We start from the raw sequence: 20,417 nt of genomic DNA, 5'->3' as shown, positions 1-20,417 counted from the left end.
GGTCAGGAAGGGGGAGAATGGCGGACGTGCGCTTTTTCTGGGGCTCGTTTCTCGCCCTTTTCCTCGTGGGGGTCATCGTGGCCCTCCCGGGGGCGGCCCTCCCCCTTTGGCGGGCCCGGTACGGGGTGGGGGAGGAGGTTTCCTTCTTCTTCACCGTCCTCCTCCTGGGCCTCCTCCTCGGGGTACGCCTGGCCCAAGGGGAAAGGCGCCACCCCCTTTTTCCGGGGGCGCTTTTCCTGGTGGGGCTAGGCTTCCTGGGCCTAGCCTTGGCCCCTAGCTTCCCCTGGGTGGTGGCCCTGGCCTTTCTCTTAGGCCTCGGGGAAGGCACCATGAACGTGCACGGGAATAGCCTCGTGGGGGAGCTGGACCCAAGGAGGCGGGTGGAGCTTCTAAACCGGGTGAACGTGGCCTTTGGCCTGGGGGCGGTGACTACCCCCTTCGCCCTCACCTTCCTGCCCTATGGTCTCTTCCTCGCCCTGGCGGGGCTTTTGGCCCTTTTGGCCGCCTTCCTCGTCTGGGGAGCGCCGGCGGTGGCCCATGCGCCCCGGGGCGAGGCGGGGCGGCTATGGCCTTTTCTGCTCCTGGTGGCCCTCTACACCGGGCTAGAAGGGGCCTTGGCCACCTGGAACCGGGTCTGGCTCGAGGCCCTGGGCCACCCCACCGCCTTAGGGGGCGTGCTCCTCTCCCTCTACTGGCTTTTCCTAGCCCTAGGAAGGCTCGTCCTGGCAAGGCGGGTGGCGGCAAGGCCCCTCTTCGCCCTAAAGGCCCTTTTAGCCGGGGTGATGGGGCTCCTTTGCCTAAACTTCCTGCCCCCCACCGCCCTCCTCTTCCCCTTGGCGGGTTTCCTCCTCGGGCCCCTCTTTTCCACCCTCTTCGCCCTGGTCCAGGCCCGCTTCGGCCACAGGGCCCTGGGGGGGCTCATGTACGCCGGGGCCACGGGGAGCACCCTGATCCCCGCCCTCTTCGCCCTCCTGCCCCATGGGGGGATTCCCGTGGGGCTTTTGGCCCTGGCGGCGGGGATTTTCCTGCTTCTACGGGAGCTAGAGCGGAGGGAAGCCCATGCTTAAGGCCCTCCTCTTTGACCTAGACGGAACCCTGGCGGACACCGACCCCTTGCACCTCCTCGCCTGGCGGGAGGTCCTAAAACCCTTTGGGCTCGCCGTTGACCGGGACTTTTACCAAAGGCGCATCTCCGGCCGGCTAAACCCGGAGATCGTGCGGGACCTCTTGGGGCTAGAGGGCGAGGAAGCCGCTCGCCTCATAGAGGCCAAGGAGGCCCGCTTTCGGGAGCTCGCCCAGGGGCTTAAGCCCACCCCGGGGCTTTACGAGCTCCTTCAAGAAGCGGAGGCCAAGGGGCTCCTTTGGGGGGTGGTCACCAACGCCCCCAAGGAAAACGCCCGCCACGTGCTCCAGGCCCTTTCCTTGGAGCCCCCCCTCCTCGTCCTGGCGGAGGAGGTGGGCCGGGGGAAGCCCGACCCCCTTCCCTACCGGGTAGCCCTGGAGCAACTGGGGGTGGCCCCGGAGGAGGCTCTGGCCTTTGAGGACTCCCCTTCCGGGGTGCGGAGCGCCGTGGGGGCCGGCATCCCCACCTACGCCCTCCTCACGGGGCACGGGGCGGAAAGCCTCCTGGAGGCGGGGGCCAAGGCAGTCATTTGGACCTTTAACGAGAGCCTGCCGTTGTTGCGTCTGGAATAGGTATGTTTTTGTTTGGTAGATCTTTCTTGGACGCTCTCTTTTGCTTGCAGGGAGCCTAATCAGCATTGTAAAATGCCTCTACCCCGATATGGGGGGGAGGTGTTTTATGAGGAAAAGCATCCTGGTTCTGAGCTTTTTAGCGATGCTTATAGCTGGGTGTGGCGGTACGCAAACCCCAAGCAGCTCTCCTCCACGCTCCTCTGGACCTACATCCAACGTAACGGTAAGCGTAGCCTTTCCCCAAGACCTAGCGCCCGGAACACCTCCTTCTCCTGGTTTACCCCTAGGGCCTAGCAAGGTTTCTACCCAAGGTGTCCCCGGGGGATTCTGGGACCTTTCCGCCGAGCTCATCGTTTACCAAGGAAACCAGGTAGTAGATCGCCGCACCCTAACCCCTTCTAGCCCTTCAACCACCCTCCAACTTCAAACATCCCAGACCTATAGCTTTGAGCTGAGCGTAAAGGCCAATGACACAGAGGTGGCCTGGGTTAGGGATACCCGCCCAATTCAAGGAGACACAACCCTGTCTCTTCGGCCAAGAGCCATCGTCAGGAAGGTCTACCTCTACCCCGATACTTCCCTAGGACCAGTTTCCCTTAAAGAGAATGAATCCATCCGCATCAACCTTGGGGTAGAGACACCGGCAGGAATAGCGAGCGCATTCCCTCAGGGAGATCTAGAAAACGTCACCTACCAAGCTATTGGGAACGCTGAGGTCCTAACTGATCCTGATCTCAAAACCGCTGTGCTGTTACGGGCAAAACCAGGAAGTGGTGGGACCGAAGTCGGCGCGCGGGTAACCCTTCAAGCCCTTGGCCCCAACCGTCAGCTCCAAACTTTCACCGAGGAAATCCAGATAGCCGTTCTGCCGACATCCCTGCCCAACAACGATGGACGGCAAATTCAAGGCAACGTAGCCAATCTGCAACCGGGCTACCTAAGCCAGCCTGTTCCGATAAGGGCCCTGGGTGGACCTCAAAGGTCCACCGACCTAGGAATCTGGGGGCAGCTTAACCCTGACAGCTCTTTTCAGGTTCAACTTCCCCCAGGAGCATACCTTAACCAAGAAGCTTTTGGACCCATCCAGTTTGAAGGGATGAGCTGCTCCTGGAGTAATGCTCCGGAAACTGTGAATGTGCTCCTAGTGGACTTTAAACTGGCGAGCGGAAGTGACCTGGTTTTAGCCAACAACCTTAACTTCTACCAGCCGGGCAACACGCGAGCCTTCTTCCTCTACGCTGATCGGGATTTCTCCGCCCAGGGCGTTTGCACAACTAGCAACTCTACCTACAACTTCAACATTGCTTGGGTCAAAGGGTGGAATATAATGAAAATAACCTCCAACAATACAGACCTTCTCTACGATGGCCAGCCCTTCAGCGGGAGCCTTCCCCAAGACCTGCAGTGGTTCCTTTACCCTGAGCCGGGCAGTGGGGGCTCCGGAGGGGGAAGCGCGAATGTGGGAATTTCCTTAGACCTCGCACCTCCCTATGGTTACATCGGGCCAGATGGCCCCGGTCCCTTCCAGGCAAACACCCTCTTAACCTTGAGTGGACACGCAGAGGACGAAACCTCTCTGCAAGGAGTTAAGCTCCTCATCAATTTGCAACCCGTCCCACTGCAAGTCCAAAAAGTATCCGCTACCCAATGGAACCTTTCTGCCACCTGGACCCCCCAAGCTCCTGGACGCTACTACATAGACCTCATCGTGGAGGACGCTGGCGGGAACACCTACACCCACACCCTCTCCTTACAGGTTAACTAGAACCCTCCTTTAGACCCTAAAGGGGCTAGGTTCGCGGGAGAACCTAGCCCCCTCTCCTTCTAGAAGGCGTACTGGGCAAAAGCCGCCTCGTCAAAGCGGCCCTCCACCAGGTCCTCCCAGTAAAGCCACCCCTCCCGGAGGGCGGGGAAGGGGAAGAAGCCCCCTTCCGCCTTGAGGTGGAAGGCGAGCTCCGAAGGCTCCGTCACCCCCTGCTGGAAGGCGAGGAGGGCGGACTGGTAGGCGCCAAAGGAGCTTTGGGCTTGGCTCCCCACCATGGCCTTCTTGCCCTTTTCCCGGGCCAGGGCGAGCATCTCCAGGGTCCAGGTGATGCCGGTGCGGGCGGGCTTTAGGTTCAGGACGTCAAAGGTGTCCAGGATGAGTTCCCGCTTTAAGTCCTGAGGGGTCATGGCCGAGTCGTCGGCGATGAGGGGGAGGATTTTCTTTTCCCTAAGGCGCCTCCGCGCCTCCACCTCCTCTATGGGCAAGGGCTCCTCCACGTAGCGGAGGCCCAGGGCCTTCCAGGCCTCCAGGTAGCGCTCGGCGTCCTTGGGGGAAAGGGCCTCGTTGGCGTCGGCGTAGAGGTCCACGTCCGGGAAGGCCTCCTGGAGGCAGGCGATACGCCTCGTGTCCCCCTCCAGGTCCCGCCCCACCTTTACCTTGAAGACCCTAACCCCCGCCCCGTAGGCCAAGCGGGCGTCCGCCAAGACCTCCTCCTCCCCACCCAGGCCCAGGATGTAGGCCACCCGCACCCGGTGCTTGGCGGGCTTGAGGACCTGGTAAAGCTCCTCCCCCTCGCTCCGGGCCCAGGCCTCCCAGATGGCGGTGTCCAGGGCCCCCTTGAGGCCGAAGTTGAAGGGGAAAGCCTCCAGAACCCTGCGGATGGCCTCCTGGTCGTCCGCCTCGAGGCCCTTAAGCCGGGGCCAGAGGTAGCGAAGCCCCGCCTCCACGCTTCCTAAGGTCTCCCCGTAGATGGTGGGCCGGATGGCCACCTCCGCCCGGCCCACGGAGCCATCGGAGAGCTCCACCTCCAAAAGGGCGTGCTCCAAGACGGCTAGCTCCGAGGCCTTCCCCCAGCGCAAGGGGGACTTTAGGGGGATACGGAAAGGGATGAGGCGGAAGTCCTTTAGGGTCGCCATACCCGCTATTCTAGAAGCCCCTTCTCCCGTAGGAAGCCCAAGACCCTCGCCACCTCCTCCTCCGGGGTGAGCCTTTCCGTATCCAGGATGAGGGCCCGGGGTTGCCCCTTTAAGAGGCGCAAGGGGCCTTCGGGGTCATAGTTTTTCTTCTCCTCCGCCACGATCTTGAGCTTGGCGAGGACCTCCTCCAAGGGGGCAAGGGCCAAGGCCTCCTCCAGCTCCTCCCGGGCGAGCACCCCCTCGGCCAGGGCCTGGAGGTCCGCCCATTCCTCCGGCTTCAGGTCCACCCGGTCAAAGGCGTCCTGGCGGGAAAGGAGGCGCTTGAGGCGGGTGGCCTCCCGAGCGTGGAGGACCACGAAGTGGGCCCGGGGCAGGTGCATGAGGGCGAAGGCCACCTCCTTCTCCCCCCTGAGGCCGTCAAAGAGGAGAAGGCCCCTGGCCTCCACGTACCCCCGGGCCAAGACCTCCGCTACCCCGCCCGGAAACTCCTCCCGGAAAAGCCGGGTGTAGCGGAAGCGCTCCTCTCGGGGAACAGGGGGCTTCGCCCCGTAGCGGGGGAGGACATACCGGTCCACGAGCTCCCGGCGGTCGGGAAGCCGGGGGAGGCCCAGGGCCTCCACCAGGGTGCTCTTCCCCACCCCCGTGAGGCCCACCAGAACCAGAAGGGGCACCTCTTTAGCGGGAAGGAGTCCCTCTAAGGGGTCCAGGGAAAAGGCCGCCTGCATGGGCCCATGCTACCTGGTAGGATGGGGGGGATATGAAGCGCGCCCTGGCTTTCCTCTTCCTCCTGGGCCTGGCCCTGGCCCAGGCCCCGGCCTACCCGGAAAACACCCTGGGCGTGGGCTACGCCCCGGACAAGGGAGCCTACCTGCAAGGAAGCCTTCTCCTCCCCTTTAACCCCTTGGGGATTGACACCGGGCTAGACGCCGAGGCCCTCCTTTCGCCAAGCCCCGAGGTCTACGCCCTCCTTAAGGCCAACCTTTTCCCCGGGCTTGTGCTGGGAGACTTCTACACCTCCTTGGGTCTCGGGCTTGACCTGCGCTACCCCTTGGGGGCCCACGTGGGGCCGGTGGCGAGCCTGGAGCTTCCGGGAGGAGCCCTTTCCGGCACCTTGGGCCTTGGGTACCAGACGGGTAGCGGGCTCCACCTGGCCTGGGGGCTAGGGCTCAGGCTCTACCTGGAGCCCATCGCCCTCGAGGCCGCCACCTCGGACCGCTTTCCCTTCCGCCTAAGCCTCCTCTACCTCTTCTAGCGTGCGCCGCCTGCCCTTAGTCCTCTTTTCCCTTCCCGCCCTCCTCACCCTGGGGGTCTTCGTCCTCTACCCATTTTTGGATGTAATCCGTTTTTCCACCTGGGAGTGGTCGGGCCTTTCCGAGCCCAAGCCCGTGGGGCTCAAAAACTATAGGGACCTCCTCCTAGACCCCGCCTTCTGGGGAAGCCTCTGGGTGACGCTCAAGTTCATGCTCCTGGCCCTTCCCCTTTTCGTGGGGCTTTCCCTAGGGCTTGCCGTGGCCCTGGAAGGGGCGCCTTACGAGCGCTTCGCCAAAAGCCTCCTCTTCCTCCCCGGGCTCGTCACCCTGGGCGGGGCCACCCTCTCCTGGTACACCCTCTTCACCCCGGAGTACGGGGCCTTGGCCCAGTTCCTCCCCATCCCCCCGTGGGACCGGGAGGGGTTCTGGGCCTTGGCCATGGTGGTCCTCTTCACCCTCTGGCGGCACCTGGGCTACGGGGTCCTGGTGGCCTCGGCAAGGCTCAAGGCCATCCCCAAAACCCTCCTGGAGGCCGCCTACGTGGACGGGGCGGGGCCTTGGGAGGCCTTCCGCTATGTAATCCTCCCCCTCATGCGGCCGGCGGTGGCCTTTTTGGTCGTGGTGGGCACCATCCTCTCCCTCCAATCCTACGCCGCCGTCTTCCTCCTCACCCGGGGCGGGCCCTACGGGGCCACCCGGGTCCTGGGGTACTACCTCTACGAGGCGGGCTTTGAGAACTTCCGCTTAGGCTACGCCGCCGCCGTCACCGTGGTCATCCTCCTCCTCACCCTGCTTTTCGCCTACGCCCAGCTAAAGCTCCTCCGCTACGGGGAGGAGTAGCGGTAGCGGGCGAGGTCTTGGAGGTGGGCGGCAAAGTCGGCGTTCAGGTACAGCTTCCCTTGGGCGTGGAAGAAGTAGAAGTAGGGCCGGCCCTTGGGGTCCTGGCGGATGGGGTTTAGGACGGCGAGGAGGGCCGCCCGTCCGGGGTTGCCGATGGGGCCAGGGGGAAGGCCAGCGTAGCGGTAGGTGTTGTAAGGGGAGTCCACGGCGAAGTCCCCCGCCCTCCGGGAAAGCTCGGGCAGGCGCTTGCCCAGGGCGTAGGCCACGGTGGGGTCCGCCTGGAGGGGCATCCCCCTTTCCAGGCGGTTCAGGAAGACGCCGGCGATGTAGGGCATCTCCGCCTCGCTTCCCGCCTCCGCCTGCACGATGGAGGCCAGGGTCACCCAGGCGTGGATGGAAAGCCCCCGCTCGGCCAAGAGGGCCCGCACGGGCGGGGTGAGCTCCGCTTCAAAGCGGCGGAGCATGGCCCGCACCACCTCCTCCGGGGTGGCCAGGAGGTCAAAGGTGTAGGTGGCGGGAAAGAGGAAGCCCTCCAAGGTCCTTCCCTCCACGTACGGGGGCTTTAGGCTTCCGGGGTTTTCCACGAGGCCCAGGAAGCCTTCCCCGTCCAGGCCCGCCTGGGAGAGCCGGGCCGCATAGTCCTTGGCCCTTTCCCCCTCGGGGAAGGTGAGGGTGAGGGTCAAGGGCCTTTCCCCCCCGGTGAGGGCGCGGGCGAGGCGGAAGGCCCCTTCCCCCTCGAGGCGGTAAACCCCCGGCACGAGCCGCCTTTCCCGGCCGGAAAAGCGCAGGTAAGCAGAGAAAAGATACCCCGAGCGCAAAAGCCCCGCCTCCTCCAAGATCCTCGCCACCTCCGCCCCCTTGGCCCCCCGGGGGATGCGCACCAAGGCCTCCTTCCCCGTGGGCCCCAAAAGCCAAAGGGCGTAGGCGAGGAGGAGGGCGAAGGTGAGGAAGAGGGCCAAAACCCCCCGCCAAAGCCACTTCCTAGAGCCTTCGGGCAAGGTAGTCCTCCAGCAACACCACCGCCGCCAGCTCGTCCAGCTTCCCCTTCTCCCGCCGCACCCGCTTGGGGGCGTGGGCGAGCCGCCTTTGGGCGAGCTTGGTGGTGAAGCGCTCGTCCACGAGCTCCACCGCCACCCCGCGGGCCCTTAGGGCCTCCACCAGGGGAAGGACCCTTTGGGCCTGGGCGCTTTCCTTCAGGTCGGTGCGCAAGGGGAGGCCCACCACCAGTTTGGCCAACCCTTCCCGCCGCACGAAGTCCAAAAGGGCCTCCACGTCCGCCTCGAGGCCTTTCCGCACCAAGTACCCCCGGCCGAAGGCGAAGGGGCTTCCCTCCTCCCCCACCGCCAGGCCGATGCGGGCCTCCCCCACGTCAAGCGCGCCCACCCGCATAGACGCTCCGGTCCGCCAGGACCACCCCCAGGTAGAGGAGGGCTACCCCCACGGCCCGCCCCAGCTCCTCGAGGCCCACCACCCCGAGCCGGTTCAAGGTGCTGGTGGAGGCGAGCACCAAGGCGGCCCCGAAGATGAGGGCCGTGCCCTGAGCCCGCAAGGGGTTCTGCCGCCAGAAGAGAAGGGTGGTATAGAGGGCCACCCCGGCCATGAGGAGGGTACCCAGGAGGTTAAAGGGGATGGTCCAAAGCCTGGGGGAGGTGAGGCTCGGCTCGGGAAAGGCTTTCCCCGAGGGGGCGTAGGGGGTGGGAAGGGCGGTGAGGTCCAGGGGGGCCGAGGCCACCAGGTAAAGCCCGTAAAGGATGAAGGGGCTTAGGAGGAGGAGAAGCCCCCGGGCCGCCCTGGGGTTAAGGAGGGCCAGGCTCCCTAGGCCCAGGAAGGTCACCCCGTGCATGGCCCCGGCCAGGTACCAAAGGCGGTAGAGGACGGGGTCCCAGGCCCCCGCAAGCCGCGCCCAAAGCTCCGCCGTCACCGCCAGGGCGAAGAGGAAAAGCCCCAGGGAATAGAGGGCGTTGTGCAATGCAGGCCGCCTCCGGTAGCGGGCGAAGGTGAGGGCGAAAAGGCCCCAGGAGAGGGCGGCCGCTAGAAGGCCCCATAGGGTTCCCATGGGGCTATTCTACGGGCAAAAGCCCGGGCAGGGCCTCCTTGGCCCTCGCCAAATCCAGCCCCGCCCCCTGGGCCAAGGCCCCTTTGCCGCCCCCCCGGCCCCCCGCCCGCTCCGCAAGGGCGCGGAAGAGGCTTCCCGCCTCGAGGCCCCTTTCCTGGGCGCGGGGGGAAAGCTTGAGCACCGCCTTCCCTTCGGAGAGCACCAGGGCCACATCCGCCCCCCGCGCCACCAGGTCGTCCGCCGCCCGGCGCAAGGCCTCCCCGTCCAGCCCCGGCATCTCCACCACGGCGTAGCGGAGGCCGCCCTTCTCGGAAAGGGCCACCTCCTTCCTGAGCTCCGCCTGGACCAGGCGCGCCTTAAGGCTTTCCACCTCCCGCTCCTTGGCCTTGAGCTCGGAAAGGAGCTTCTCCAGGCGCTCCTCCAGGACGCTTTCCCCCACGGAAAGCCTTTCGGCGAGGGCCCTGAGGCGGTTCAGGGTGCCCCGGGCGAAGCGGATGGCCGCCTCCCCCGCCACCGCCTCCACCCGGCGCACCCCGGCGGAAACCGCCTCCTCCCTCTGGACGAGGAAGGCCCCGATCTCCCCGGTGCGGCGCACGTGGGTGCCGCCGCAGAGCTCCTTGGACTCCAGGCCCGGCAGGGGGCTTCCCTCCACCCGCACCACCCGGACCACCTCCCCGTACTTTTCCCCGAAGAGGGCCATGGCCCCCTCCTTCTTGGCCTCCTCCAGGGGCATGTAGCGCCAGGTGACGGGGAAGTCCGCCATGATCCAGCGGTTGACAAGGAGCTCTATGCGCTCTAGCTCCTCCGGGGTCAGGGGCTCAGGGTGGGTGAAGTCAAAGCGGAGGCGGTCCGGGGCCACCAGGCTCCCCGCCTGGCGCACGTGGGGGCCGAGGACGGCGCGAAGGGCGGCGTGGAGGAGGTGGGTGGCGGTGTGGTGGCGCTCGGTGTCCCGCCGCCTCGGGTCCACCACCGCCCGCACCTTCTCCCCCACCCGCAGGACGCCCTCCTCCACCTTTGCCTTGTGGAGGAAGATGCCCCTTTCCGTCTTCTGGGTGGTCTCCACCCAGGCCCTACCCCCGGGCCACTCCAGGTGGCCGAAGTCCCCGATCTGCCCGCCCCCTTCAGCGTAGAAGGGGGTCTTGTCCAGGACCACCTGGACCTCGGTGCCGGGGCCCGCCTCCCCTAGGCCCTGGTCCCCAGCCAGGAGAGCCAACACTTCCCCCTCGGCCTCGAGGGTCCCATAGCCCAAGAACTCCGTGGCCCCCCGCTCGGCGTAGAGCTCCTCCAGCACCTGGGCGCCCTTCTTGAAGATCTCCCGCTCAAAGGCCATGGCCGCCCGGGAGCGTTCCTGCTGTTCCTCAAGGGCCTGCCTGAAGCCCTCGGTGTCCACGCCAAAGCCCTTTTCGGCGGCGATCTCCACCGTGAGGTCCAGGGGGAAGCCGTAGGTGTCGTAGAGGCGGAAGGCCTCCTCCCCAGGAAGCGCCTCCCCCGGCCTGAGCCCGGAGAGGAGGGCGTCTAGGCGCTTCAAGCCCCCTTCCAGGGTTTCCAGGAAGCGCTCCTCCTCGAGGCGGATCTGCTTCTCCACCATGGGGAGGTTCTCCCGCATCTCCGGGTAGAAGTCGCCCAAAAGCTCCGCCACCACGGGGGCGAGGCGGTGCAGGAAGGGCGTTTTGAGGCCCAGGAGGTAGCCGTGCCTCAGGGCCCGGCGGAGGAGGCGGCGGATCACGTAGCCCCGGCCCGTGTTGGAAAAGGTCACCCCGTCCGCCAGGGCCGCCACCACCGCCCGCACGTGGTCGGCGATGACCCGGTGGCTCACGCTCCCCTTGCCCTCGTAGGGCTTACCGCTCCAAAGGGCTACCCGCTCAATGAGGGGGAAGAAGGTGTCCGTGCGGTAGAAGTCCTCCACGTCCTGCAGGATGGCCGCCACCCGGTAAAGGCCCATCCCCGTGTCTATGTTCTTCTGGGGCAGGGGCTTGAGGATGCCGGGGCCGGGGATGGGGCCTTGGCGGTCGTACTGGGTGAAGACCAGGTTCCAGATCTCCACGAACCGGTCCCCGCTCCCCGTGTTGGGCCCGGTCTCGTCCGGGGTGCCAAAGGCCGGCCCCCGGTCGTAGAAGATCTCCGAGCAGGGGCCACTGGGCCCGTTGGGCCCGTGGGTGATGGCCCCGCCCGGCCAGTAGTTCTCGTCCTCCCCGAAGCGGCCGATCCTCTCCTCCGGCACCCCCACGAGGTCGCGCCAGATGGCGTAGGCCTCGTCGTCGTCCTGGTAGACCGTGACCCAAAGCCGGCTCGGGTCTAGCTTAAGGTGCTCCGTGAGGAACTCCCAGGCCCAGAGGATGGCCTCCTTCTTGAAGTAGTCCCCGAAGGAGAAGTTGCCCAGCATCTCAAAGTAGGTGTTGTGCCGGGAGGTGCGGCCCACGTTCTCAATGTCCCCCACCCGGAGGCATTCCTGGCAGGTGGTGATCCTTCGCCACTCCTTGCCCCCGAAGATGGGCTTGGCCCCCAGGAAGTAGGGCTTGAGGGGGGCCATGCCCGCCGAGGTAAAGAGGAGGGAGGGGTCGTTCTCGGGGATGAGGCTGAAGGAGGGCAGGCGCAAGTGGCCCTTGCTCTCAAAGAAGGAAAGGTACTTTTCGCGGATCTCCGCCGTGCGCATGCCTCTGATTATAGGACCGCCAAAGCCACCTCCTCCCCCTCGGGGAGGAGGAAGGCCCGTACCCCATCCATACCGAAGATGACGTAGGGCACGCGCCAGCGGGCCTCCCGGATGTCCGTGGGGCTAGGCAAGGCGGGGCCAGCGGGGTGGGAGTGGTAGATGGCGAGGAGGGAAAGCCCCTCCTGCTCCAAGGCCTTGAGCGCCTTTAGGAGGGCCAAGGGCTCCGCCAGGTAGCCCGTGAGGGGGTTGGGGTGGGCGTTGGGGAGGGGGATAACCCTTTCCACCTCCCTCCGCCCCGCCCACAACCCCACCCCTTCCCGAGGGGCCTCCCTTTGGAGGTGGGCCCGGGTTTCCTCCAGGAGCTTTTTCGGCACGTAAAGGATTTGGGACAATCGCCCCCTCCTTGGCCCTATACTATGGGCACCAAGAAGGAGGAACCATGATCCGTACCCTAGCCCTGGTGGGCCACGCAGGTAGCGGCAAGACCACCCTAACGGAAGCGCTCCTCTACCACACGGGCGCCAAGGAGCGGATGGGCCGGGTGGAGGAGGGCACCACCACCACGGACTACACCCCCGAGGCCAAGCTCCACCGCACCACGGTGCGCACCGGGGTGGCTCCCTTGCGCTACAAGGAGCACCGCATCTTCCTCCTGGACGCCCCCGGCTACGGGGACTTCGTGGGGGAGATCCGGGGAGCCTTGGAGGCGGCGGACGCCGCCTTGGTGGCGGTGTCCGCGGAAAGCGGGGTCCAGGTGGGCACGGAGAGGGCCTGGACCGTGGCGGAAAGGCTGGGCCTCCCCCGGATGGTGGTGGTGACCAAGCTGGACAAGGGCGGGGACTACTACGCCCTCTTGGACGACCTCCGGGCCACCTTGGGACCCATCCTCCCCATTGACCTCCCCCTTTATGAAGGGGGGCGCTGGGTGGGGCTCATTGACGTCTTCCACGGCAAGGCCTACCGCCTAGAAGGGGGCAAGGAGGTGGAGGTGCCCCTGCCCGAAGGGGAAAGGGAGCGGGCGGAGCGCTACCGCCAGGAGGTGCTGGAGGCCATCGTGGAAACGGACGAGGGCCTCTTGGAGAAATACCTGGAGGGAGAAGAGGTCACGGGGGAAGCCTTGGAAAAGGCCTTCCACGAGGCGGTGCGCCGGGGGCTCCTCTACCCCGTGGCCCTGGCCTCGGGGGAGACGGGCATCGGCGTCCTGCCCCTTCTGGACCTGATCCTGGAAGCCCTCCCCTCCCCCGAGGAGCGCTTCGGGGAAGGCTCCCCCTTGGCCAAGGTCTTCAAGGTGCAGGTGGACCCCTTCATGGGCCAGGTGGCCTACGTGCGCCTGTATCGGGGGCGGCTCAAGCCCGGGGACACCCTGCAAAGCGAGGCGGGGACGGTGCGCCTTCCCCACCTCTACGTCCCCATGGGCAAGGACCTTTTGGAGGTGGAGGAGGCGGTGGCGGGCTACATCCTGGGCCTGCCCAAGGCGGAAACCCTCCACCGGGGGATGATCCTCTGGCAAGGGGAGAGGCCGGAAAGCGAGGCCGTGCCCTTCGCCCGCCTTCCCGAGCCCAACGTGCCCGTGGCCCTCTACCCCAAGGGGCGTACGGACGAGGCCAAGTTGGGGGAGGCTTTGAGGAAGCTCTTGGAGGAGGACCCTAGCCTCAAGGTGGAAAGGCAGGAGGAAACCGGGGAGTTCCTCCTTTGGGGGCATGGGGAGCTTCACCTCACCACCGCCAAGGAGCGCCTCGCCGACTACGGGGTGGAGGTGGAGTTCTCCGTGCCCAAGGTGCCCTACCGGGAAACCATCCGCAAGGTGGCGGAGGGGCAGGGTAAGTACAAGAAGCAGACCGGGGGGCACGGCCAGTACGGGGATGTGTGGCTCAGGCTCGAGCCTGCCCCCGAGTACAGCTTTGAGTGGCGCATCACGGGAGGGGTCATCCCCAGCAAGTACCAGGAGGCCATTGAGGAGGGCATCCTCGAGGCCGCCAAGAAGGGGGTCCTGGCGGGCTACCCGGTGATGGGCTTCAAGGCCATCGTCTACAACGGCTCCTACCACGAGGTGGACTCCTCCGACCTGGCCTTCCAGATCGCCGCCAGCATGGCCTTCAAGAAGGTCATGGCCGAGGCAAACCCAGTCCTCCTGGAGCCCATCTACCAGATCAAGGTCCTAGCCCCACAGGAACGGGTGGGGGACATCCTTTCCGACCTCCAGGCCCGCCGGGGCCGCATCCTGGGCATGGAGCAGGAAGGCGCCTTGAGCGTCGTGCGGGCCGAGGTGCCTTTGGCCGAGGTGCTGGAGTACTACAAGACCCTCCCGAGCCTCACCGGGGGGGCTGGGGCCTACACCCTGGAGTTCAGCCACTACGCCGAGGTGCCCCCGCACCTGGCGCAGAAGATCGTCCAGGAGCGCCGGGCCCAGGAGGGGTAGGTGGAGGCCCTAAAGCGCCTCCAGGAAGCCCTGAACGAGACCCTCTTCGGCCAGGAAGAGGCCGTTGAGGCCCTCCTGGCCACCCTCCTCGCCCGCGGGCACGCCCTTCTGGAAGGGGTCCCGGGCCTGGGCAAGACCCTTTTGGCGGAAAGCTTTGCTCGGGGAAGCGGCCTGTCCTACAAGCGCATCCAGTTCACCCCCGACCTCCTCCCCCAGGACCTCACGGGGAGCGAGGTTTTCCGGGAGGGGAAGTTTGCCTTCGTCAAGGGCCCTATCTTCGCCCAGGTGGTGCTGGCGGACGAGATCAACCGGGCCCCGCCCAAGGTGCAGTCGGCCCTCCTCGAGGCCATGCAGGAGCGCCACATCACCGCAGGCGGGGTGCGCTACCCCTTGCCCGAGCCCTTCTTCGTCATCGCCACGCAAAACCCCCTGGAGCTGGAGGGCACCTACCCCCTCCCCGAGGCCCAGCTGGACCGCTTCACCGCCAAAATCCCCTTCCGCCCCCCAAGGCGGGAGGTGTGGCTTAGGATCCTCACGGAAGAGCCCAAGCTCCCCGAGCCCCAGGGCGTGGACTTCCTCCAGGCGCAACGGGAGGCCCAGGAGGTGCGGGTGGCCAAGGAGGCCCTTTCCACCATCACCCACGTGGCCTTCCTCACCCAGGAGGACAGGCGGCTCCGCATGGGGCTTTCCCCCCGGGGGGCCAAGGCCTGGCTCGCCCTGGCCAAGGCCCTGGCCTACCTGAGGGGCAAGCCCCTGGTGGACTGGAAAGAGCTCAAAGACGCCGCCTTCCTCGCCCTTCCCCATCGCCTTTTCCTCACGGAGGAGGCCCTTTACGAGGGGGAAAGCGCCGAAGGGGTGCTGAAAGAGGTGTTGAGGAAAGGAGGGGTGCCATGAGGTGGGTGCGGTTTTTCCACGAGGTGGGCCTGGAGGACGTCCCCTTGGTGGGCGGCAAGAACGCCTCCTTGGGGGAGATGATCCGGGAACTTGCCCCCTTGGGCGTCAGGGTGCCCGGGGGCTTCGCCACCACCAGCGAGGCCTACTGGTACTTTCTGGAGCATAACGGCCTAAAGGAGGCCATCGCCCAGGAGCTAATGGGCCTGGATGTGGAAGACCCCAGGGCCCTCCAAGGGGCAAGCCGCCGCCTGCGGAACCTGATCCTTAAAGGGGAGTACCCCAAGGACCTGAAGGAGGAGATCCTCTCCGCCTACCGCCGGCTTTCTGAGGAGGCGGGGGAGGAGGAGATCCCTGTGGCCGTGCGCTCCAGCGCCACGGCCGAGGACCTGCCCACGGCGAGCTTCGCCGGACAGCAGGAAAGCTACCTTTACGTCCAAGGGGAAGAGGAGCTCCTCCTCCACGTGAAGCGGGCCATGGCCAGCCTCTTCACCGCCCGGGCCATCAGCTACCGGGCCCACATGGGCTTTGACCACCTGAAGGTGGCCCTTTCCGTGGGGGTGCAGCGCATGGTGCGGGCGGATAGCGCCGCCAGCGGGGTCATCTTCACCCTGGACCCGGACACGGGCCACCGGGGCTTCGTCTACCTCACCGCCATCTATGGCCTTGGGGAGAACCTCGTCCAGGGGCGGGTGGTGCCGGACGGGTACTACGTGCACAAGGAGGCCCTAAAGGCGGGGTACAAGGCCCTCGTGTACAAGCGCCTGGGGGCCAAGGAGCTCACCCTGGTCTTTGACCCCAAGGAAGGCCGGCTGAAAAACCGCCCCACCCCCCCTTACCTGCGCCAGCAGTTCGCCCTAAGGGACGAGGAGGCCCTGGTGCTTGCCGACTGGTCCTTGAAGATTGAGGACCACTACTCCAGGAAGCGGGGCGCCCCCACCCCCATGGACATTGAGTGGGCCAAGGACGGGCCCACGGGGGAGCTTTTCATCCTCCAGGCCCGGCCCGAAACCGTGCACTCGCAAAAAAGCCCCGTGCTTAAGGTCTATAGGCTTTTGGCCCGGGGAGAGGTGCTGGTGGAGGGCCTGGCGGTGGGGGAGGCCATCGCCGCAGGGCGGGCCCGCATCCTCAAAGACCCTAAGGAGATGGACCGCTTCCAGGAGGGCGAGGTTCTGGTCACGGAAACCACCAACCCCGACTGGGAGCCCATCATGAAGAAGGCGGCGGCCATCGTCACGGAACGGGGCGGGCGCACCTCCCACGCCGCCATCGTGGCCCGGGAACTGGGGGTGCCGGCGGTGGTGGGGGCGGTGGGGGCCACGCGGGCCATCCCCGAGGGGGAGGAGGTCACCGTCTCCTGCGCCGAGGGGGAGGTGGGCCGGGTCTACCGGGGGGCCTTGCCCTTTGCGGTGGAGGAGACCCACCCAGAAAGCCTGCCCCGCACCCGCACCCAGATCCTGGTCAACGTGGGCACGCCGGAGGAGGCCCTGAAAGCGAGCCTCCTTCCCACGGACGGCGTGGGGCTTGCCCGGATGGAGTTCATCTTCGCCAGCCACGTGCGCATCCACCCCCTGGCCCTCACCCGCTTCCACACCCTGCCCCCCAACATCCAGCGGGAGGTGGAAGCCCTCACCGAGGCCTATGGCGACAAGCGGGCCTACTTCGTGGACCGCCTAGCCCAGGGCATCGGCCTCATCGCCGCCGCCTTCCACCCGAGGCCCGTGGTCCTGCGCTTTTCCGACTTCAAGACCAACGAGTACGCCCGCCTGGTGGGGGGGCACCTCTTTGAGCCCAAGGAGGAGAACCCCATGCTGGGCTGGCGCGGGGCGAGCCGCTACTACCACCCGGATTACAAGGAGGGCTTCCTTTTAGAGGTGGCCGCCGTGAAGCGGGTACGGGAGGAGATGGGCCTGAAAAACCTCCACGTCATGGTGCCCTTCTGCCGCACCCCGGAAGAGGGGGCCAAGGTGTTGGAGGCCATGGCGGAAGGGGGCTTAAGGCGGGGGGAGGAGGGGCTTAGGGTCTACGTCATGGCGGAGATCCCCTCCAACGTCCTCGAGGCCGAGGCCTTCGCCGAGCTCTTTGATGGCTTCTCCATCGGCAGCAACGACCTCACGCAACTGGCCCTGGGCCTGGACCGGGACTCCGAGCGGGTGGCCCACCTCTTTGACGAGCGGCGGGAAACGGTGAAGGCCCTCTGCGCCCTCCTCATAGAAAAAGCCCACGCCCGGGGCAAGACGGTAAGCATCTGCGGCCAGGCCCCTTCCGACTACCCCGAGTTCGCCGCCTTCCTGGTGGAACGGGGGATTGACGCCCTTAGCCTCAACCCCGACGCCCTTTTGCGCACGGTGCGGAAGGTAGCCGAGGTGGAAAGGAGCCTGGGCTTGGGGTAAGCTTGGGCATGGTCCGCGAGCCCTTCAACGCCCTAAGCCACGCCGTAGGAGTGCCCTTAGCCCTTCTGGGTAGCCTTTTTCTCCTCCTTTTGGCCCCCAAAGAAGCCTGGGGCGGCGTCCTCCTCTTCGGCCTCACCATGGCCCTGATGTTCGGGGCCAGCGCCCTCTACCATGCCCTAAAGACGGGGGAAAGGGCCCTCGCCTGGCTAAGGCGGCTGGACCACGCCGCCATCTTCCTCTTCATCGCCGGGAGCTACACCCCTTTCCTCCTGGAAGGCCTGCGGGAGGGCGCCGGATGGGCCCTGGGCCTGGTCTGGGGGCTTGCCCTTTTGGGCGTGGCCTTCCGCCTCTTCTTCCTCAGGGCCCCCCGTTGGCTTTATACCCTGGCCTACCTGGGCCTGGGGTGGCTTTCCGTCTTTTTCCTTCCCCGTTTGGCCCTACCCCTTTCCACCTTCGCCCTCATGGCCCTGGCGGGGGCTTTCTACACCCTGGGGGCCTTGGTCTACGGGCTTAAGCGCCCCAACCCCTGGCCACACGCGATGGGCTTCCACGGGCTTTGGCACCTCCTCGTGCTTTTGGGAAGCCTCTTCATGTACCTGGCGGTCCTCAGCCTCTACACCTAGCTTTCTCATGAGAAAGTGAGTATCCTGGGGGGTATGGAACCCCCTTTGATCCTCATCGTGGAGGACGAGAAGGACATCGCCCGCTTCATAGAGCTAGAGCTCCAGGCGGAGGGCTACCGCACAGAGGTGGCCCACGACGGCATCACCGGCCTTTCCCGCTTCCGCGAGGTGAACCCCAACCTGGTGATCCTGGACCTGATGCTTCCCGTGATGGACGGGATTGAGGTGGCCAAGCGCATCCGCAAGACCTCCAACGTGCCCATCCTCATCCTCACCGCCAAGGACCGGGTGGAGGACAAGGTGGAGGGCCTGGACGCCGGGGCGGACGACTACCTGGTGAAGCCTTTCTCCATTGAGGAGCTCCTCGCCCGGGTGCGGGCCCACCTGCGCCGGGTAAGCCCGGCCATCACCGGGGAGATCCGGGTGGCGGACCTCATCATCAACGTGGAGGGGCGGGAGGTCTTCCGGGCAGGACGGCGCATAGAGCTTTCCAACAAGGAGTTTGAGCTTTTAGAGCTCCTCGCCAAGAACCCGGGCAAGGTCTTTAGCCGCTACGAGATTGAGGAAAAGGTCTGGCCAGGCTACCAAGGGGGAAGCAACGTGGTGGACGTGTACATCGGCTACCTGCGCAAGAAGCTGGAGGCCGGGGGGGAGCGCCGCCTCATCCACACGGTGCGGGGCGTGGGGTACGTCCTGAGGGAGGACTAGCCCTCCTCCATGACCCTGCGCACCCGCATCACCCTCCTCACGGCGGGCCTCCTCTTCGTCACCCTTCTGGTCCTGGGGCTAGCCCTGGAAGGGGTCTTGCGGAGCTTCCTCTACCGTAGCCTCCGGGCGGAGCTTTTGGAGGCCAGCAACCAGGTGGTGCGCCTCCTCAACCTGGGGGGGCAGCCCCTCCTGGAGGCGGGCCTTCCCGCTGGCCTTTACGCTGAACTCCAGCTCCTACCCGAGGAAGACCCCGCCCTCCTGGCCCGGGAAGGGGGGATTAGCCTCCAGAAAAGCCCCGCCTTGGGAAGCGGGCGCCTCCTCCTGAAGGAGGAGGACTACCGCCTCCTCCTGGCCCGGGGCGAGGTCTGGGCCCGGGTGGAGCTACCCCGGGAAGGGAGGCCCCTTCCCCTTCTCGTCTACGCCCGCCGGGTGGAGGTGAACGTGGCCGGCACGGTGTGGAAGGGCCTCCTCCTGGTGGGGCGGCCCACGGAGGAGATAGAGGCCACCCTCACCCAGTTCACCCGCATCTACGCCGGCACCGCCCTTTTGGTGCTCCTCCTTAGCGTCCTGCTGGCGCGAAGCCTGGTGGCCCGGGCCCTTTCCCCCCTGGAGTGGGTGGCCAAAAAGGCGGAGGCCATGCCCGAGCGCCCCGAGCCCCTGCCCGAGCCCGAAGGGGAGGACGAGGTGGCGGCCTTGGTCAAGGCCCTAAACGGGATGCTTTCCCGCATGCAGAAGGCCTTTTTGGCCCAGACCCGCTTCCTCCAAGACGCCTCCCACGAGCTTAGGACCCCCATCACCGCCATCCTGGGCCACGTGGGCTACCTCCTCCGCCGCACCCCCCTCAACGAGGTCCAGCGGGAAAGCCTGGAGACCGTGAAGCGGGAGGCCGAGCGCATGGGAAAGCTGGTTTCCGACCTCCTGGAGCTTTCCCAAAGCGGAAGCTGGCGCATAGAGCCCGTCCCCGTGCGCGTCCTAGACCTCCTGGAGGAGGTGCGGGAGGAGTTCAAGCGGAGCTTTGAGGGGGAGATCCTGGTGGAGGCCCCCCCGGAGGTGTACGTGCGGGGGGACCCGGATAGGCTCCACCAGGTCCTGGCCAACCTGGTGTCCAATAGCCTCAAGGCCGGGGCCCGGCACGTGTGGCTAAGGGCCTTTGACCTCGAGGACAAGGTGGTGGTGCGGGTGGAGGACGACGGGGAAGGCATCCCCGAGGAGCACCTCCCCCACCTCTTTGAGCGCTTCTACCGGGTGGACAAGGCCCGGGACCGGGAACGGGGGGGCTCGGGGCTTGGGCTTTCCATCGTGAAGGCCATCCTCGAGGCCCACGGGGGAGAGATCTGGGTGGAAAGCGAGGTGGGCAAAGGAACGGCCTTCAGCTTTTCCCTCCCCGCAAGCGCGCCACCGCCTCCTCCACGCTGATCTCCCCCTTGCGCAAGGCCTCCAGGACCTCCAGGCGCGCCGCCTCCGCCCCCTCCGGCTCCGCCTCGTCCTCGTAGCCCAAAGCCCGAAGCAAAGCGTCCAACCGGGCCCGCACCGTGGGGTAGGAAACCCCGAGGAGGCGCTCCACTTCCTTGAGGTTCCCCCGGGCCTTCACGAAAAGCCGCAGGAAGTCCAGGTGTTCCTTGGAAAGGAGGGCGAACTCGTTTAGGGCGAAGCGCCCGGAGACCTCCGTGGCGCAGGCGGGGCAGAAAAGGACCTTCGCCGCCAACGGGCTTTCGCAAACCGGGCAACGCACGGGAAGCGGTCGCATCACCATAGTCCCACCTTTACCTTCACCCCCTCCGCCTCCACCTCCAAGAAGACCACGGGCGGAAGCGCCCGCAAGGCAAAGACCGCCCTAGGGGGAAGGGAAACCCGAGGGGGCTGGCCCCGGAGGGCCCGCCTCTTCTCCACCCAAAGGAGCCCCAAGAAGAGCCCTTCCAGGAGGCAAAGGGGAAGGAGGAGCCCCAATGGAACCTTTCCCACCCACACCCACAGGTAGAGAAAGCGAG

General features: G+C 66.2%; 20 protein-coding genes. 11 read left to right on the top strand and 9 right to left on the bottom strand.

What is annotated here, in order from left to right; all coding sequences use genetic code 11:
* Positions 1-17 precede the first annotated feature (17 nt).
* The 3 genes from L0C60_RS06040 (at position 18) to L0C60_RS06030 (ending at position 3,460) form a co-directional block, all read left to right on the top strand.
* Complete coding sequence (locus tag L0C60_RS06040; protein WP_234508581.1) at positions 18-1,067, top strand: MFS transporter; 1,050 nt, start codon at positions 18-20, stop codon at positions 1,065-1,067.
* Positions 1,060-1,695 carry an HAD family hydrolase gene (locus L0C60_RS06035; protein ID WP_234508583.1) on the top strand — a complete coding sequence of 212 codons (636 nt, stop codon included), beginning with the start codon at positions 1,060-1,062 and terminating at the stop codon, positions 1,693-1,695. The genes L0C60_RS06040 and L0C60_RS06035 overlap by 8 nt, the downstream gene beginning before the upstream one ends.
* Positions 1,696-1,801: 106 nt before the next feature.
* Positions 1,802-3,460, top strand: a complete 1,659-nt coding sequence (locus L0C60_RS06030; RefSeq protein WP_243092602.1) for a hypothetical protein — start codon at positions 1,802-1,804, stop codon at positions 3,458-3,460.
* A 59-nt stretch (positions 3,461-3,519) separates the two neighbouring features.
* On the opposite strand, the gene L0C60_RS06025 is transcribed toward L0C60_RS06030, so the two are convergent.
* Together L0C60_RS06025 and L0C60_RS06020 are read right to left on the bottom strand one after the other, a co-directional pair.
* The gene (locus L0C60_RS06025) at positions 3,520-4,596 is read right to left on the bottom strand and encodes an enolase C-terminal domain-like protein (RefSeq protein WP_234506167.1); all 1,077 of its coding nucleotides are present in this window, start codon (positions 4,594-4,596) and stop codon (positions 3,520-3,522) included.
* Between the two features lie 5 nt (positions 4,597-4,601).
* Positions 4,602-5,321 (bottom strand): AAA family ATPase, encoded by a 720-nt coding sequence (locus L0C60_RS06020; RefSeq protein ID WP_234506172.1) that lies wholly within the window; start codon positions 5,319-5,321, stop codon positions 4,602-4,604.
* 32 nt (positions 5,322-5,353) lie between these two features.
* Here L0C60_RS06020 and L0C60_RS06015 point away from each other — a divergent pair, with 32 nt between their 5' ends.
* Both L0C60_RS06015 and L0C60_RS06010 read left to right on the top strand, forming a co-directional pair.
* Entirely contained in the window at positions 5,354-5,848 is a 495-nt protein-coding gene (locus L0C60_RS06015) for a bioflim formation protein (protein ID WP_234506175.1), read from the top strand.
* Between the two features lies 1 nt (position 5,849).
* Complete coding sequence (locus L0C60_RS06010; protein WP_234506178.1) at positions 5,850-6,686, top strand: carbohydrate ABC transporter permease; 837 nt, start codon at positions 5,850-5,852, stop codon at positions 6,684-6,686.
* Here L0C60_RS06010 and mltG read toward each other — a convergent pair.
* The 5 genes from mltG to L0C60_RS05985 are packed head-to-tail and all read right to left on the bottom strand — an operon-like array spanning position 6,671 to position 11,778.
* On the bottom strand, positions 6,671-7,684 hold the full coding sequence (gene mltG / locus L0C60_RS06005; RefSeq protein ID WP_243092601.1) for an endolytic transglycosylase MltG: 1,014 nt from the start codon (positions 7,682-7,684) through the stop codon (positions 6,671-6,673). The genes L0C60_RS06010 and mltG overlap by 16 nt on opposite strands.
* Complete coding sequence (gene ruvX, locus L0C60_RS06000; RefSeq protein WP_234506184.1) at positions 7,668-8,075, bottom strand: Holliday junction resolvase RuvX; 408 nt, start codon at positions 8,073-8,075, stop codon at positions 7,668-7,670. Before ruvX ends, mltG begins: the two co-directional genes overlap by 17 nt.
* Positions 8,056-8,742 (bottom strand): hypothetical protein, encoded by a 687-nt coding sequence (locus L0C60_RS05995; RefSeq protein WP_234506187.1) that lies wholly within the window; start codon positions 8,740-8,742, stop codon positions 8,056-8,058. The genes ruvX and L0C60_RS05995 overlap by 20 nt, the downstream gene beginning before the upstream one ends.
* Before the next feature lie 4 nt (positions 8,743-8,746).
* Complete coding sequence (alaS, locus tag L0C60_RS05990) at positions 8,747-11,395, bottom strand: alanine--tRNA ligase (RefSeq protein ID WP_234506191.1); 2,649 nt, start codon at positions 11,393-11,395, stop codon at positions 8,747-8,749.
* Between the two features lie 8 nt (positions 11,396-11,403).
* A complete protein-coding gene (locus tag L0C60_RS05985) occupies positions 11,404-11,778 on the bottom strand; it encodes a M67 family metallopeptidase (RefSeq protein ID WP_234506809.1) in 375 nt (124 codons plus the stop codon).
* Positions 11,779-11,834: 56 nt separating this feature from the next.
* On the opposite strand from L0C60_RS05985, the gene L0C60_RS05980 reads away from it, so the two are divergent.
* Genes L0C60_RS05980 through L0C60_RS05955 form a run of 6 tightly spaced genes read left to right on the top strand, consistent with a single transcriptional unit; the run spans position 11,835 to position 19,845 of the window.
* A complete protein-coding gene (locus L0C60_RS05980; RefSeq protein WP_234506194.1) occupies positions 11,835-13,814 on the top strand; it encodes an elongation factor G in 1,980 nt (659 codons plus the stop codon).
* Entirely contained in the window at positions 13,815-14,708 is an 894-nt protein-coding gene (locus L0C60_RS05975) for an AAA family ATPase (RefSeq protein ID WP_234506196.1), read from the top strand.
* Entirely contained in the window at positions 14,705-17,098 is a 2,394-nt protein-coding gene (gene ppsA, locus L0C60_RS05970) for a phosphoenolpyruvate synthase (protein WP_234506198.1), read from the top strand. The genes L0C60_RS05975 and ppsA overlap by 4 nt, the downstream gene beginning before the upstream one ends.
* A gap of 8 nt (positions 17,099-17,106) precedes the next feature.
* On the top strand, positions 17,107-17,721 hold the full coding sequence (gene trhA, locus L0C60_RS05965; protein ID WP_234506201.1) for a PAQR family membrane homeostasis protein TrhA: 615 nt from the start codon (positions 17,107-17,109) through the stop codon (positions 17,719-17,721).
* Positions 17,722-17,754: 33 nt separating this feature from the next.
* Positions 17,755-18,429, top strand: coding sequence for a response regulator transcription factor (locus L0C60_RS05960; RefSeq protein WP_039455403.1), 675 nt, complete (start codon positions 17,755-17,757; stop codon positions 18,427-18,429).
* 9 nt (positions 18,430-18,438) lie between these two features.
* Entirely contained in the window at positions 18,439-19,845 is a 1,407-nt protein-coding gene (locus L0C60_RS05955) for a sensor histidine kinase (RefSeq protein WP_234506204.1), read from the top strand.
* Here L0C60_RS05955 and L0C60_RS05950 read toward each other — a convergent pair.
* Together L0C60_RS05950 and L0C60_RS05945 are read right to left on the bottom strand one after the other, a co-directional pair.
* The gene (locus L0C60_RS05950; protein WP_234506207.1) at positions 19,799-20,182 is read right to left on the bottom strand and encodes a DUF2089 domain-containing protein; all 384 of its coding nucleotides are present in this window, start codon (positions 20,180-20,182) and stop codon (positions 19,799-19,801) included. The genes L0C60_RS05955 and L0C60_RS05950 overlap by 47 nt on opposite strands.
* Complete coding sequence (locus L0C60_RS05945; protein ID WP_234506210.1) at positions 20,176-20,391, bottom strand: hypothetical protein; 216 nt, start codon at positions 20,389-20,391, stop codon at positions 20,176-20,178. The genes L0C60_RS05950 and L0C60_RS05945 overlap by 7 nt, the downstream gene beginning before the upstream one ends.
* Positions 20,392-20,417 lie beyond the last annotated feature (26 nt).

Origin of the sequence: Thermus hydrothermalis (assembly GCF_022760925.1) — a bacterium.
Classification (GTDB): Bacteria; Deinococcota; Deinococci; order Deinococcales; family Thermaceae; genus Thermus; species Thermus hydrothermalis.
Note: the sequence above shows the minus strand (reverse complement) of the source record. Positions and strands in the feature narration are given on the sequence as shown.